8 protein-coding genes are annotated in these 16107 nt (G+C 42.6%); 3 read left to right on the top strand and 5 right to left on the bottom strand.

Features of this window, described 5'->3' with window-relative positions; all coding sequences use genetic code 11:
• Positions 1-3: 3 nt before the first annotated feature.
• The gene (locus MTF66_RS01710) at positions 4-1335 is read right to left on the bottom strand and encodes a dihydroorotase (RefSeq protein WP_248526127.1); all 1332 of its coding nucleotides are present in this window, start codon (positions 1333-1335) and stop codon (positions 4-6) included.
• 432 nt (positions 1336-1767) lie between these two features.
• Between MTF66_RS01710 and MTF66_RS01705 the strand changes: the two genes are divergently transcribed.
• Positions 1768-3933: a M3 family metallopeptidase gene (locus MTF66_RS01705; RefSeq protein ID WP_248526126.1), complete on the top strand. Its 2166-nt coding sequence runs from the start codon at positions 1768-1770 to the stop codon at positions 3931-3933.
• Between the two features lie 353 nt (positions 3934-4286).
• Here MTF66_RS01705 and MTF66_RS01700 read toward each other — a convergent pair whose 3' ends face one another.
• Positions 4287-8300, bottom strand: a complete 4014-nt coding sequence (locus tag MTF66_RS01700; RefSeq protein ID WP_058584414.1) for a rhombosortase-dependent M36 family metallopeptidase — start codon at positions 8298-8300, stop codon at positions 4287-4289.
• Positions 8301-8427: 127 nt separating this feature from the next.
• On the opposite strand from MTF66_RS01700, the gene MTF66_RS01695 reads away from it, so the two are divergent.
• On the top strand, positions 8428-8922 hold the full coding sequence (locus tag MTF66_RS01695; protein WP_248526125.1) for a hypothetical protein: 495 nt from the start codon (positions 8428-8430) through the stop codon (positions 8920-8922).
• 191 nt (positions 8923-9113) lie between these two features.
• On the opposite strand, the gene MTF66_RS01690 is transcribed toward MTF66_RS01695, so the two are convergent.
• Both MTF66_RS01690 and MTF66_RS01685 read right to left on the bottom strand, forming a co-directional pair.
• Positions 9114-9815 (bottom strand): M15 family metallopeptidase, encoded by a 702-nt coding sequence (locus MTF66_RS01690; protein ID WP_248526124.1) that lies wholly within the window; start codon positions 9813-9815, stop codon positions 9114-9116.
• A gap of 52 nt (positions 9816-9867) precedes the next feature.
• Positions 9868-11481 carry a sensor domain-containing diguanylate cyclase gene (locus MTF66_RS01685; protein WP_248526123.1) on the bottom strand — a complete coding sequence of 538 codons (1614 nt, stop codon included), beginning with the start codon at positions 11479-11481 and terminating at the stop codon, positions 9868-9870.
• Positions 11482-11856: 375 nt separating this feature from the next.
• Here MTF66_RS01685 and MTF66_RS01680 point away from each other — a divergent pair, with 375 nt between their 5' ends.
• Positions 11857-13044 carry an acyltransferase family protein gene (locus MTF66_RS01680; RefSeq protein WP_248526122.1) on the top strand — a complete coding sequence of 396 codons (1188 nt, stop codon included), beginning with the start codon at positions 11857-11859 and terminating at the stop codon, positions 13042-13044.
• Positions 13045-13102: 58 nt separating this feature from the next.
• On the opposite strand, the gene MTF66_RS01675 is transcribed toward MTF66_RS01680, so the two are convergent.
• Positions 13103-15967, bottom strand: a complete 2865-nt coding sequence (locus tag MTF66_RS01675; protein WP_248526121.1) for an FAD-binding and (Fe-S)-binding domain-containing protein — start codon at positions 15965-15967, stop codon at positions 13103-13105.
• Between the last annotated feature and the right edge of the window lie 140 nt (positions 15968-16107).

Here is a 16107-nt window from a genome sequence, read left to right as displayed (position 1 = left end):
CTTTTAACGATTGAATGTTAAGGCCATAGCGGCCTGTTTGTGCGGGGTTACGTGCTGCCCATCAAAGACACACTCACCATTAACAAAGGTATGTGTGATTTGGTTTGAAAAAGTGGTGCCATTAAATGGCGTCCATTGGCATAAATAATGTGTGTTTGTGTGCTCGACGTGCTTTTCTGCGTTTGGGTCAACCAGAACTAAATCTGCAAAGTAACCTTCTCTGATAAACCCTCGCTCTTCGATAGCAAATCGCTTTGCCACGTTATGCGCTGTTTTTTCAACAACTTGCTCAAGGCTCAACGCACCATGTTTTACCTGCTCCAGTAACGAGAGTAATGCATGTTCGACTAAAGGGAGGCCAGCTGGTGCAGCGCTGTATTGTTGCTGCTTTTCTTGCCAAGTATGAGGGGCATGATCGGTGGCAATAATATCAATGCGACCATCACGCACTGCTGCGAGTAGCGCTTGGCGATCTTGCTCTGATTTTATGGCGGGGTTACATTTAATTTGATTGCCATAGCTTGCGTAATCATCTTGGTTAAACCACAAATGATGCACGCAAGCTTCGGCGGTTATGTGCTTTTGCTCTATGGGTGCGTTGCTAAATAGTTCTAGCTCTTTTGCTGTTGTAAGGTGTAAAACATGCAGCTGCGAGCCATAGCGTTTTGCCAGCGATACGGCATACGATGAAGATGCATAACACGCCAACTCATCACGAATTAACGGGTGATGCTCTATTTGTAACTCGCCATAACGTTTTTCTATACGGCGCTGGTTTTGTTGAATAACCTCCCCTTGCTCGCAATGGGTGGCAATGACTACTGGGCTTTCCCGAAAAATTGCCTCTAGAGCATGCGGGTGTTCAACCAGTAAATCGCCTGTTGATGCCCCCATAAACACTTTAACACCACATACCTTTTTGGCATCAAGAGCCTTAATTTCATCGAGGTTGTCTGGGGTCGCGCCAAAGTAAAACGCATAATTCGCAGCGCTCGTTTGCGCTGCTATCGCGTATTTATCAGCAAGTGCTTTTGCCGTGGTAGTCGAAGGTGAGACATTAGGCATTTCCATAAAGCTTGTAATGCCACCTGCAACTGCGGCGGCGGATTCACTGGCGATCGTGCCTTTGTGGGTAAGGCCAGGCTCTCTAAAATGAGCTTGATCGTCGATCATGCCTGGTAATAGCAACAGACCGCTTGCATCAATTACCTCATCATTGGCCTTGGCACTGATATCTTTGGCAATTTCAGCGATTCGATTGCCAACAATTCGTACATCATTTATTTCGCGCTGTCCTTCATTAACAACGCAGGCATGTTTAATTATGATAGCCATATGACTCCTTGCTTATTCAGCAACACTTGCAACTTATCGTAAAAAAATGCACTCCATGGCAAGATTGATTGCAGACCAAGTTGTTACAATATAACATACCATAAAGTTTTTATTTGGACACTGTTATGAGTCAAAAAGATCAATTTGGTCGGGCTATTTAAGCTGTTGAGTTATAAGTGGCTTTCCGATCTTAGAGAATTTTAACGGCTTATCTCAGCCAATAATCACCTTATCGCAACGTATGAGGTCAATTGTAATAAGACACAGTATGCTGGGTTCATTGATCACATGGTGATACCTGCCTCATATAAGTGCTTTTTTAGCATCTTTTTGTAATCCGTTTTAACCGCTATGCAAAATCAAGAGCTTATAAAACGTATGTGCAAGGTTATATCGACACAATTTAATTTTAAAAATGACAAGAGAAAAACTATGAAACACCTAATCGCAACCGCGATCAGTTCTGCGCTGTTACTTACAGCCTGTTCAGAACCGCAAACAACAACATCAACGCCTAAATCAGAGCAATCAGCACCTGTTGCTGCAAATGAGCAAGCTAACCCACTGTTTGTGAAAAGCGTATTACAATACGAAACGCCTGATTTCAGAGCGATTAAAGATGAACATTTCATGCCGGCATTTAATAAAGGCATGTCTGAGCAAATGACTGAAGTGCAAGCTATCATCAACAACCCAGCAAAGCCTGATTTTGCTAATACGATTGTTGCGCTCGAGAAAAGTGGTGAGCTATTAACACGCACACGCAGTATTTTTTATAACTTAGCGGGTACGGATTCAAACCCGGCACGTCGTGAATTACAAAAAGAGTTAGCGCCAAAACTAGCGGCTCATAGCGACAACATTTTCTTAAATAAAGCACTTTTTGAGAAAGTAGCGGCTATTCACAGCGAAGCTGACAGCCTTGCCTTAACTGCTGAAGAAAAGCGTTTATTAGACGTTTACTACAAACGTTTTGTGCGTGCTGGTGCAAAATTAAGTGCAGAGCAAAAACAACAAATTCGTGATATCAATACAAAGCACTCGAGCTTAACAACTCAGTTCTCACAAAACTTATTAGCGCTTACTAAAACAAATGTTGTTTTAGTGGATGACAAAGCAGAGCTTGAGGGCTTACCAGCAGGTCAAATTGAGCAGCTTGCCAATGCCGCAGCAGAAGCAGGTCACCCTGGTAAATACCTAATTAAGATCACAAACACCACGCGTCAGCCTATTCTGGCAACACTGAAAAACCGTGATTTACGTGAAAAAGTATGGCGTGCATCGGCTGAGCGTGCATTATCGGGCGAAAATAGTAACCGTGATATCGTGGCAGAACTTGCTCAGTTACGTGCTCAAAAAGCGAAACTATTAGGTTACGACAGCTGGGCTGATTTTGGTTTAGAGTCGCAAATGGCGAAAAAACCACAAGCTGTATTTGATATGTTTGCAAGCATGATCCCGGCATTAATGCAGAACGTCAACGCAGAAGCGGCGGCTATTCAAGCTAAGATTGATGAGTCAGGTGAGCAATTCAAATTACAGCCATGGGATTGGTTATTCTACGCAGAACAAGTACGTAAAGATAAATACAACCTTGACGAAAATGCAGTGAAAGAATACTTCGAGTTCAACCGAGTTTTAGAAGACGGCGTATTCTTCACCATGAACCGTTTATACGGCATCACCTTTAAACCACGTAACGATATTCCGGTTTACCACCCTGATGTAAAAGCCTATGAGTTGTTTGATGAAAATGGTAAAAGCTTAGCCATTTTCTTTGCTGACTACTTCGCTCGTGAAGGCAAACGTGGCGGTGCATGGATGAGCTCATTCGTTAAACAATCTGGCCTTAAAGAACAAAAGCCAGTTGTCGTAAACGTTATGAATATTCAAAAAGGCGCGAATGGCGAACCTACGCTTATCAGTTATGATGAAGCAACAACGATTTTCCACGAGCTAGGTCATGGCTTACACGGCATGTTCTCAAACGTGAAGTACCCGACTCTATCTGGCACCTCAGTATCACGTGACTTCGTTGAGTTCCCATCAACTTTTGAAGAAGATTGGGCAATGTACCCTGAAGTTATCGCTAACTATGCAAAACACCATAAAACTGGCGAGCCAATTCCTGATGAGCTACTGAAAAAAGTAATTCAATCACGTAGCTTCAACCAAGGTTTTGATACCCTAGAGTACGTTGCAGCTGCACTACTTGATATGGAATGGCATTCACTTTCTGCTGACGCACCATTACAAGACATTGAAAAGTTTGAGCAACAAGCGCTTGCTAAACATGGTGTTGATGTACCATTTGTACCACCTCGTTATAAGTCAGCCTTCTTCTCACACTCAATGGGCGGCGGTTACTCAGCGGGTTACTACGCTTACATGTGGAGTGAAATTTTAGCGGCAGACGCCTTTGCTTATGTTCAAGAGCAAGGTGGTTTAACTCGCCAAATGGGTGATAAATACCGCAAAGAAATTTTAGAAGTTGGTAACTCGCGTGACCTAATGGAATCGTACAAAGCATTCCGTGGTCAAGAGCCAGACACCTCAGCGCTATTAAAACGCCGCGGCCTAAAAGCAACGGTTCAATAGCTTTAAGCGGAAAGCGCTAAGCCGAATTGTGGGGTTATCGAGTGTTTATAACCCCACAGCATTCAACCTGTTGACTCTTCACGTAGGTTGGGTAGAGCGCAGCGAAACCCAACGCGAAGGAGCTGCCAGCCTTCAGCTATCAGCGGTCAGACGCGCGAAACAAGTTTCACGCCTACAAAAAGGCTCTTGGTTCTAGGTTCTAGGCTCTAGGACGCGATGTAAAATCGCTGCTACCTCGTATCTCGCATCTCGTATCTCGCACCTCGAAACTCGCTAACTTTCCCTCACTAACTTAAAACCAAAAAAGCCCTTACAGCGAGCTGTAAGGGCTTTGTTATCACTATTTAAAAGTCTTATTTACGTTTACGGCGACGGCCGATAAGCGCTAGTGGTGCAAGTAGTAGTGTTAAGAAACCAAAGCTACCGTTGCTAGATTTAGTTACTTTCTTCTCTTCTACTGGCTCAGCTTCGTTAGTTACGGCAACAGTGAACTGCTCTGATACAGAGTCTGTACCATCGCTTACTGTTACTTCAAATACTAACTCGTCATCGCTTGAGATAGCACCTGGCGTGAAACCTAGAGTTGCAGTATCAGCACCAGTAAGTGTTGCTGTTGTGCCGCTTAGTTGCGTCCACGTGTAGCTTAGCGTGTCATCACTGTTACGGTCTGACGCTGTTGCAGTTAATGTGCCTGAAGCAGACTCAGAAACAGACTCATCACCCGATACAGAAAGTAATGGTAGTGCGTTATCACATGCTAATGCATCACCAGCAATCACGTTTGAGAAGATTGGTGACGTTACATTGCTAACAGTTACGTTATCAATCCACCAGCCGAACTCACGTACTGCGCTGTCTGATGACATACGGAAACGTAATTTTGCACGGTTACCGTTTAGTTCAGTACCGAAACGAATTGTTTCGTAGTTACCATAAACACCGCTACCATCAACATTGTTACCTGTGAAGGTATCGCGATCTTGTAGTGCTTGCGCATCGTTTTCGATTAGCGGGCCATCGTAACCAACATCAAATGTACCGCCCATTTCAGTAACATCTACCCAGTTACCACCGTTTACGCTGATCTCTACAACACCACCATCCCATTCGTTTTCGATTAGGTAGAAGTGCCAGAATGAAACTTCAAAATCACCAGCAAAACCGATATCAAACTCTCTTGATTCAACCGCAACATCTGACTGGAAGTCATTGTTGTTTAGGTACATGGTTTGCTCGCCAAGACCGAAGCCAAAGCTGTTGAAGAAGTTAACATTACCGCCAGTTGCCATGCTTTGTGTGCCAACAGCTAAGTCATCACCTGTCATTACGTTTTCTTTCCAGTCACGTAATGAAGCGCCTGCTACTTCCATATCGTCAGCAGTTTGTGAGCTAACTGGTGCTTTATCTTCAAAGTCCATGTTCACAAGGTAAGATACTGTATCGCTTGCTGCTTCAACAATCTCGTCATCTGCAGAAAGCTCTGGGAATGACACTTCGATTTCAAGTGTATCAGCAGTGCCTGCATCATTTAGTGTAAACGTGATAGGTGCGCTTGTTTGTGAAGCGTAAGGAGTTGTATCGTCAAAAGTGATTAAACCATCATTTTCGAACGTTACATCGTGACCACTAACAACCGTTAACTGTGCTTGAGTACCAGTTAGTACTTCACTACCTGTGTTCATGATGCTAACTGTTAACGTGCCTGTTTCACCTTTGTCTAGCACGTTATCGTTTGAACAATAACCTAGCTCTGCACCGTTGTAGTTTGGATCCATTGCCACATCTTTGAATGTGAAGCTAGCAAGTTTCATTTTGTCTGATTCAACAACACCGGTTAAATCTTCGCTGAAACGCTCTGGCGCTTTAGCACCTAAGCCCATACCACGCTTAGCAAATGCACCTAAGATTAGTTTGTAATCTTCTGGGTCAACTGCGTAAGCTGCAGCCAAGATAGCATCACGTGCTTCTGTGTATAGCGGAGCAACTGGAGTTAGCTTGTAACCAGCAACTAAGTAGTTAGCCATACGGTTTTGAGCTTCTTCAAAGCCGTGCTCGTTGATAAGTGCTACATAGCTTTCCCAAAGCATAGTTGCCCAAATTTCACCTGCTGCGTGTGGTGAACCAACATTAGTTGGAGCAATACCTACATCAGCACCTTCATTTTCAGTAATGTGGCGGAAAGACAGCGGGTTTACTTCCATATTTGTTGAATATGGAACACGACGAATACCATAGTAGAAATCTTCTACGAATGTACCGCTACCGTAAGCTTTTTGGAACTTGTCGTTACCTGGGATGTTAATGTCATCAGCTTTAGCAATGAACATTAGTGAGTGGAAATCACCCCAACCTTCGCCCATCGCACGGCCTTGGAAGTTGATAAGACCTGATGAGTTACCCACTAAACGGTTACTGATATAGTGACCCCATTCGTGAGCAATAATACCGTTATCTAGCGTACCGTCTTTTAACGTTGCTTTGTTGAACATATTAACAGTAACAGTGTCGCCTGCAGCGATACCATCGTAAAGTGCGTGACCGTCAGCATAGTTCAGACCCATGTTAGGAATGATAACTGCATCGTCTTCACCGCCCATTGGCGCTGGCTCATCTGTATCTGGGTTATTGTTTACAACGATAGCACCAATTGCACCCGCTTCTTGAGCGTGTAGTACTTTTGCTGTGAAGTTACAAGAACCACGATCGACTAGCGCAATTTTGCCAGCTAGTTCTGCTGCATTTGTTGCAGGTTCACAGCCGTCTGTTACGCTACCAGAATCTACATCATTGCCGTCAACTAAACGAACAACTTCGCCTGCGATATCAGCAAATTGCATTTGACCAAAGCCAGATACTTTAGAAGACTCAAGTAGACCAATTGTTTCATCTGATGTTACAACCACACCAAAGTCTACACCCACTTTCGCATCTTTCGAGTTGTATAAGTACATTTGCATGCGTGGGCTTGCACCGTCAGCAGGTGTTGCCATATTAGCGTTATTTAAACCGCTATTATCTTGCGCTTGTGCTTCGATTGGGTCGCCTTCTACACCACCACGGCCGTAGTTAGATACTTGAGCAACATTTGATGTTTCGTCAAAACCATGGTCATAGAAGAAATCGTGTAAGAAGTTGTTCATGTAGAACAAATTAACGATCGCCGCTTTACGGTTGTCGTAGCTGTTTGCTACTTGATCAACTTGGTAAGGGTAATCGAATGTGTAATCTGATGTAGTTTCAGCAGTGAAGTCACCTTCAGTGTAACCTTGAGGTGCAATTACATCAGCATAAGCAAATACGTTGTTACCTGATGTTGTTGTAGCGTCATCAGCAAGCCACGGATCCATCGTGCTTAATTTTTTGTAGTAAGACAAGCTTACAAGTGGTGCATCTAGGATTTCAGTTTCATCAATTTGATCTGGGCCATCAGCTGGGATCACGTCACCGTGTGGACCTTCCCACGGATAACCATCTTCGTCAGCCCATACACGGTAGTTAAAGTCTGCCGCGTGTGCTTTTAAGTCTTTCTTGAAATAAACTTTGCTGTTTTGCGCGCCAATAACATAGCTGAAGTAATCGCTTTCTAGGCTGTTTTTATCAGCAACTTCTACTTCAACATAGTATGCAGATTGCAGCTCACCCGCTACTTCAAAGAATACTTTCTTAGCACGTGGCTGACCTAATACAACTTTGTCACCACTTTGGTTAGACACAGTGTACTTAACATAGTCACCTTGCTCAGTTGATTTAGTTAACGACACATTGATATCAGCAAGTTCTTTAATCGCACGTTTAATGCTTTGCTCAGCACCAACAAACTCAGCAAGTGGCGCGAACGACTGCGTTGCATTTGAACTTGTGTTAGCGAAATAACCAGAACCTGCAACTAGGTTATATTCTTTATCCATGATCAGGTTGTATTCACGGTTGAATACTTCAATATCATGAACTTTTTGCTTGTATTTAGCTGTGATTGAGCCAAGCTTTTGCTCAGATAAATCTGCTAATACAGCGCTTGATACACCTTTTTTAGCTGTGCTAACACCTGTTAAGGCATTTAAATAAAAATCTGCAGCGTAAGCATTACGTTGCTCAGGAAGCACCATTGCCATATCAGGCTTAGCTTGACCTACTGCATTCCATAGGAAAGTAGCTTTACCTAATTGCGCATCGAAAATAGATTTGTGACCCGATACAGTGCGACGCTCAGCCAATGCACGTTGCTGAGATACTTGAGGATTAAATTGTACTTGAGAGCTAACGCTTGAAGCATTATAAAAGCGAGTTTGTTCACTTGCCTGTACTTGAGATGATGCCAAGATAGCCGTTACCATGGTAGCAACTGCTGTTACTTTAAATTGAGACATTCCTTACGTTCCCTATTGTTATATTTTTATTTTCGGTTAACAATCATAACCGCGGCCAATGTACCCAATATGGCAATCAAAAAACAGAATTAATTGTAAACAAAAGTAACAAACAAGCAGGAACATAATGAACCAAACAATTAAGATACAAGCACTTACACTAGCATTAGTACTAGTATCAGGCTGTCAAAAAAATGAAATAAGCGAGCAAAATACAACACAGCAGCCAACAACCAGTTCACAAAAAGAACAACTTTCAGTTAAAGATGTTAAAAAAGCAGTCGAAATCAACAAGCAAAAATCGACGAACGCTTTTAGTAATAATGGCGAAAAAATTACCTTTGATGCGCCTACTTTAACCAAGGGCACAGAAGTCTTTAACCACGCAATGCAAGAGCGCGGCATCGCAACGGGTGCAATTTACTTAACGCTAAAAGAAAACAGCTTACCAGTAGCGCTTAGCAGCCAATATACGCTGAAAAAAATGACCAACAAAAGCTACCGCTACCTTGCAGAAAAAGACACTGATTTATTAAAAGTGCAAAACGCTTTTAAACAAAATGCCAATGTCGATATTGTTGAAATTAAAGTTGATTATTCGCCGATAAAAGAGGTGATGTAGGTTGGGTAGAGCGCAGCGAAACCCAACGTGAAGAAGCTGTCAGCCTGTAGCAGCGGGTTTATCCCGCGTCATCAGGTTCTGGGGGGGCTAGGCTCTAGGTTCTAGGACGCGATGTAAAATCGCTGCTACCTCGCATCTCGTACCTCGCTAACTTTACTCTTTCCCCTTTCCCCTCGTAACTCGCTAACTTACTACTCCACCACAAAATCAAAATAGGTGGCGGGATATGCTTGCGGTTGGTAGGTAAAATGCCACCACTCCATTGAATAAGGAGCGAAACCGGCCTCTGTCATCAGGCTTTTTAATTTGTATCGATTGGCTTTTTGTTCTGCACTAATGCGCGGGTCGTCGGTGTTAGAAAGAGTGTCGAACATATCAAACGGTGAGCCCATATCGAGCTCTTTGCCTTTTGCATCAACTAACGTTAAATCAATCGTTGAACCACGGCTGTGACCCGATTTAGCGGCAATGTAATCACCAAGCAGCTGGTCTTTGCCTAAGTTTGGATAAAACTCAGCTTTAGTGCGGGTATCTTCTAAATCGTTAACCCAACGCACAAAGTGATCAACGGCGCGCTGCGGGCGATAACAATCAAATATTTTTAAGCTCAGACCTTGGGTTTGCGCTGCTATTTGCACATTTTTAAGCGCGCTTGCAGCACTGCTGTGCAATAAACATTTAGGTGCGTTGTAACCATCAACTGGTTTGCCAACAAAGTTATGATGACCAAAATAACGGATATCTAACACGGCATTCGGTAGCAAAGCACCTACATCTACAAATTCGCTGTGTTTATCATCGCTTGGGTTGGCATAAGCAGTACTTGCACTCATAAGCGCAATACCTAATATAGAAGTAGATTTAGTTAAACGAGCCAACAAAGTGAATGCCATTTTGATTTTCCATAAATAACTTAATAGCATCCACTATTGCACATTAAATAACTTATTCCAAGATTGAAGGCTCAGAAACTGGAGCAAGATCTTGGCTATATGTGGCATCGACAACTGAGCGGTTACGACCGGTTTTTTTAGCTTGGTATAAAGCTTGGTCAGCAAGCTTAAATACTTCATCAATGCTTAATTGCTCAATTGGCCAGCCCGAAATACCAATCGATACATTAATACAGCCAACCGGGTCAATGTAGCTTTCTGACACCCGCATACGCAAACGCTCAGCCAGTTGATACGCACGTTTTGCCTCAACTCTAGGCATGATCACAATGAATTCTTCACCACCGGTACGAGCAACCACATCACTATCACGAGTAACATCTAACAAAATTTTAGCTAACGACTGAAGTACTACATCACCAATGTCATGACCAAACTCATCGTTCACCCGTTTAAAATGATCGATATCGATAGCCAATACAGCAAAAGGGCAACGTTGAGCTATCAAATGGCTAATTTGTATATCGAGGCTGCGGCGATTATGCAGGCAAGTGAGGGGATCAGTTTGCGCTTCTTGGCGTAATAGCCCTATTTTACTTTGTAATAGCCCGACCCCTTTCAACATGGCTTTTCTGAGTTCATTACTTTCAAAGTACCATGAGCGAATTTGTGTCAGTTCAAGTGACGTTGAAGGGCGATCTAAAGTATTGGCAGTTTCGGCTAACTGCCTTAAAGGCTGAGCAATTAAACGTGCTAACACCCAAATAAATATAAATGTGAGTACACCTATTGGGGCGGTTTTTACAAACACTTGCCACATTAAATTATCAAGCGGAGCAAGCGTGCTTTCGAGTGGGCGTTGAGTAACGACCCCCCAAGAAGCGACCGTCATAGGTGCGTAGCCTGCGAGCATACCAATGCCTTTGCTGTTGGTAACAAGCTGTGTGCCAGCGTTTCCTTTTAGTACTTCTTCAATTACTTGGTTATCAAATACTTGCTCACCAATGCGGCTTTTATCGGGGTGATACAGTAAGCGATGATTTTCATCAACCACATACAAATAAGAGCCGTCTTGATAGTAATGAACTTGCAGCAGTTCATTTAAAATACTGGTACGTTTTAAGTATAAGGTGCCGCCTACATAACCAATAAAATTACTTTGTTTGTCAAATAAAGGCTGCGATATAAAGATCAGTAAATTGCCCGCCATCGAAATATACGGCTCGCTGATCATTGGGGTGCGATACGATAAAGCGGCTTTAGTGCCAAAGCTATCTACTTTACGATTTTGTAGTTTCAATGACTTTGGAGAAACGCCTAGAATATCGCCCTGAGCATTAACAATAATGGTCGAATTAAAACTATTAGTTTGTAGCCTTAGTCTGTCTGCCTCAGCATTAATTAAGCCTTGATTATGAAAATCGTCTTCAAGAATTTTTCCAACATAAGCAAGCTGTTGCTGAGCATTAAGTAAAAAGTTATCGGTCGCTGACACCAACTTAGCGGCGTATGCTTTATGATTATTAAGAGTTTTATCTATTAGTTGTTGCTTTTGAACTTGGTAGCTCGAGTAATAACTATTTAGAAAGGTTATAAGCGTTGCTGAAAACGCTAACACTAAAATTAAGCGGCGTAGGTTTAAACCACGACTAAGACTATTAAGCACGATACTTCTCACACATGGGGCCCAAAGTCCATATCGGGAACATCTAATACCTTTATACTAGCAAGATGTTCTGTGTACCTCTATAAAACTTTTGTCATAATTTGATTTAGCGCAAACAAATGAGTGCAATTACTCTAATTAATTAAAGTAACTCTGTTTAATAACTTCAGCTACTAAGCACTCGTTAAACATGAACGGTATCAAAGCCATTTACCAACAACCCTCGTTATTTAACATGTTGAATTTAATAAACTATAAAGCTTAGTACTGTTAAAAGAACAGCTTACAAATACTATTTATACTGTTTAAAAAGCAGCTTGCTTTGATGTAATAATTTATTACACTGTAAAAATAAAACAACAATAAAGTTTTCCTATGCGTCAACACTGTGCTGAAATCATCAACAAACTCCCTTCACATCGCCTCATGGCGTTAGATGTCATGCGGGGCTTGACTATTACTGCCATGATATTAGTGAATAACCCGGGTAGTTGGGGAGCGATGTATTGGCCCTTGAAACATGCACAGTGGCATGGTTGGACGCCCACCGACTTAATTTTTCCGTTTTTTATTTTTATCGTCGGCATGTCTATCACGCTTTCAGTAAATAGCTTGCGTGCTAAAAGGGTCAGTGATCAGCAAATACTAAAAGCGGGTGTTATTCGCACCATAAAACTCATTGCCCTCGGCTGGTTTTTAGCCTTGTTTTATTACAACTTTCGAGACCCTTCTTTTAGCTGGCTTGATGACAAGTTATTGCAGCTGCGTGTGTTGGGTGTGCTGCAACGTATCGGTTTGGTGTATTTAGTCGCTCTATGTTGTTATCTCTATTTATCGCCTAAGAAAATAGCCATTACTTGCATCGCTCTTTTATTATTATATGGCGCTGCCATGCTTTATATCCTGTATACCTTGCCAAACGGCGAGGTAGTGAGTGGCTTATGGTTACGTGGCAATAACTTAAGCGCCTTTATAGATAATGCCGTACTTGGTAGTCATCACCTGTATTATGCCAATGCTAAGCCACTGCCATTTGATCCTGAAGGGCTATTCTCAACTCTTCCTGCCATTGCAAGTGCGCTTAGCGGCATGTTGGCTGCGGTTTATTTAACTAAGCAACCCAACCTTAAAAAACAAGCACGTACACTTATCTTACTGGGCACATTTGCCGTTATTGCCGGCTATGCGATTACACCAATAACGCCTATCAATAAAGCCTTATGGACGCCGAGCTATGTGCTACTCAGCTCAGGGCTGGCAGCGATTTTCTATGCTCTGTGCAGTGCTATTTTAGATATTTATAAGCTGCGCAGCTGGAGCGCTCCGTTTATTGTATTTGGTGCGAATGCGATATTATTTTTTATGTTTGCAGGCGTGTTTGCACGGCTACTAATTATGATCCCGCTTGGCGATAGCAGTTTAAAAGGCAGTATTTATGGCCTAATACAATTAGTGTTCAGCAATGATTACCTCGCTTCTTTTAGCTTTTCACTGCTGTTTTTAGTGGTGTCTTATGGTGTGATGTACAGCTGCTACCGCAAAGGCATTTTTTGGAAAGTGTAAGCTTTAAATTAGATGAGCCAGTCAGTAACTGGCTCATCTAATTAGCAATTAAGCCCTGTTATATTGCATGGCTTTGTTTATCGAGCAGATACAAAATTGATTGATAACTAATGCCACTGTGCTCAGTTAAACCAATTTCGCAACTGCGGCTATTAGACACGCCGCGATTACAGTTTTTTGGTACTTGTTGTTTAAGGGTTTTTAACGCGTTGCTATTGAGTTCTGGTAAGTTAAAGCCCTTATCACCGGCAAAACCACAGCACTCAATATCAGCTGGAATAATCACCTCATTACTACATGCCTTGGCAAGTGATACTAGGCTTTGCTCTTTACCTAATCGCTTAGAACTACAAGTAACATGGAGCATCACCGGCTCATTCACGGGCGTTACTTGCAAATTAGGCAGTAAATGCTGGGCTGCAAAATCGGCACTTTCATAAATTTTGAGTGCCGTATTTTGCGCAGCATTTAGAGTAGTAAGTGCACAAGGGCTGGCATCAAAAACGATGGGATATTGGCCATTATTTGAAAGCGCCTCGAGTTCAGTAAGTAACTGCTCACTTTTGTTTTTAGACTCTTTATTAAAGCCTTTACTAGCAAATGGCATACCGCAGCAAAGTGAATCTGCTTGTGTCGGAAGTATCACTTCATAGCCTGCTTTGGCAGCGAGAGAATAGATAACATCTAGCAGTGGGCGCTTATCATCAGCACGTTTATCGGCCGCAAAAATCCGGCTTGCACAGCTTGGCATATACACCAACTTTTTCGCTTGTTGGGGTTGTTGAAGCTTTCTATTAATTGGCTGCTCGGCTCTAGGCCACGCCGAGTAATAAAGCGGTGTACCAAGCAACTTATTAGCAGGTTTACTCAGGCTTCTTAGGTTACTGCTGCCGATTGCTTTTTCGAGCACCTGCATCACGGTTAAACCAAACCGTGCCCCCGTAGCAACAACCGCAAAATGCTTGCCTGCAAAGCGTGATAATGATCGCGCAACCTTGCTAGAAGAAGCTTGTTCTGCTCTGAGTGATTTTATAAATTCGCCTGTGTTTATTCCCACTGGGCATTTAAGACCACAAAGACCCGTTGCCGCGCACGAATCAATACCTAAGTATTTAAAGTCAGCCTCGATAACACTGAGCTTTTGATTTAACTTTTGTTTGCTTGCTACATCTTCGGTTGTAAGTAATTGATTGTGCAGCTCTGTGCGGTGTCGCCATAAAGTAATACGCTGCCTCGGTGTTAAGGTAAGCCCTTTTGATGGGCAAACAACTTCGCAAAAGCCACATTCAATACAGGTATCGATAATATCATCACTTTTTGGCATGACTTTTAAATGCTGAGTGTGAGCATTTTTGTCGTGATTAATAATAACTCCAGGGTTAAGAATATTTTGTTTATCGAATAAAGCTTTAAGCGCAACCATCACTGCAAAGCCATCGTCTCCCCATTCGGTGGCAACAAACGGCGCCATGTTACGCCCAGTGCCATGCTCAGCTTTTAATGACCCTTTTAGTTCAACCGCCACTAAGTTCGCCACATCAGCCATAAATTGTTCGTATCGGCTTACTTGCTCTGGTGTATCAAAAGCTTGGGTGAATACAAAGTGTAGATTTCCGGCAAGGGCATGGCCAAAAATAATGGCTTCATCATAACCATATTTAATAAATAATTGATGCAGCGCATTCACGCCATCAGCTAATTTATCAAGGGCAAAGGCAACATCTTCTATTATCACAGTAGTGCCAGTTTCGCGCACCGCACCAACAGCAGGAAACGTGCCTTTACGGATATTCCAAAGTGCCGCATTACGGGCGCTGTCTGCTGAAAACTCAATCGCTGTCAGTTGGCTTTGTTTAAACTCAGCAAGAAGTTGCTCGGTGATGTTAGTGAGCGCATCGAGATCATGTGCATTTTCAGCTCTTAACTCAATTAACAGTGCGGCTGATTGTTCTGGGTAGCTGGCCACTTCTTTTGGCATTATAGCGTGTTCAGACACCGACATCAGAGCACGTTTATCTAGTAGCTCAACAGCAGCAACATCAAGTCCACTCAGCCTTTGTACCAGCTCACACACCTTACTGATATCGTCAAAAATAAAGAAACCTGTGTGTTTGTACTTATGCTCAACCACGGTGTGGTAGGTGATATCGGCGATAAAAGCTAACGTACCCTCAGAGCCAATAATGAGGTGCTTAATGATTTCGATTGGATCAGAAAAATCCAGCAGTGCATTTAGACCATAGCCTGTGGTATTTTTTAAACGGTATTTATGAGCGATACGCTCACTCAAATCGGGGTTTTGCTTTACGCTATCAACCAAGCTCATTAGCTCATCAACCCAAGGGCTATGACTTTGCAAAAAGGCATTGCAGCTTTGGCTATCAGCCGTATTAAGCACAGTGCCATCGGCAAAAATGAGGGTCATATCTTTTACTGTGTGGTAGCTGTTTTGCACCACTCCACAACACATGCCCGATGAATTATTTGCCGCCATCCCCGCTATTTTACAGCTATTAATTGAAGCGGGATCAGGGCCAATTTTTTTACCAAACGGGGCTAATACTTGATTTACTCGAGCACCGATGATTGCCGGTTGTAAGCGTATTGCTTCAGCGTCATCAATTATCTCAAACTTGCTCCAACTATCGCAAAGTAAAACCAATACAGAGTCGGTAATTGCTTGCCCAGATAAACTCGTTCCAGCGGCGCGAAATGTGATGGGTACGTGTTGCTCGTTGGCAGCAATGATCACTTTCCTTGCTTGATTTTGGTTGCTCACTAATACAATTAACTCAGGGATTAATCGATAAAAGCTGGCGTCTGTTCCGTACGCATAACGGCGCGAGTAATCTTCTATTAATGCTGACTCTGGTAAAAAAGGTTTAATTTGCTGTTTAAATGCGTGTAATCGAGTTAAAGCCATCTCGCCCCCAGGCTTGTCATATTTACGCTGATGATTATGGAATATATTATTACTTTAAATTGTACTAAAAAGCGACCCATTAAATTGATAAATTATCAACTTGCCACGCTTTTAATAAGTATAAAGGTTTGGTTATTTAA

Source organism: Pseudoalteromonas sp. 2CM39R, from assembly GCF_023161845.1.
This window is presented reverse-complemented; position numbering and strand designations above follow the sequence as displayed.

What these genes read in the sequence shown, in the direction of transcription:
- MTF66_RS01700 (WP_058584414.1), bottom strand. Translation starts at nt 8,300, where the DNA reads ATGTCTCAATTTAAAGTAACAGCAGTTGCTACCATGGTAACGGCTATC.
- MTF66_RS01710 (WP_248526127.1), bottom strand. Translation starts at nt 1,335, where the DNA reads ATGGCTATCATAATTAAACATGCCTGCGTTGTTAATGAAGGACAGCGC.
- MTF66_RS01705 (WP_248526126.1), top strand. Translation starts at nt 1,768, where the DNA reads ATGAAACACCTAATCGCAACCGCGATCAGTTCTGCGCTGTTACTTACA.
- MTF66_RS01695 (WP_248526125.1), top strand. Translation starts at nt 8,428, where the DNA reads ATGAACCAAACAATTAAGATACAAGCACTTACACTAGCATTAGTACTA.
- MTF66_RS01680 (WP_248526122.1), top strand. Translation starts at nt 11,857, where the DNA reads ATGCGTCAACACTGTGCTGAAATCATCAACAAACTCCCTTCACATCGC.
- MTF66_RS01690 (WP_248526124.1), bottom strand. Translation starts at nt 9,815, where the DNA reads ATGGCATTCACTTTGTTGGCTCGTTTAACTAAATCTACTTCTATATTA.
- MTF66_RS01675 (WP_248526121.1), bottom strand. Translation starts at nt 15,967, where the DNA reads ATGGCTTTAACTCGATTACACGCATTTAAACAGCAAATTAAACCTTTT.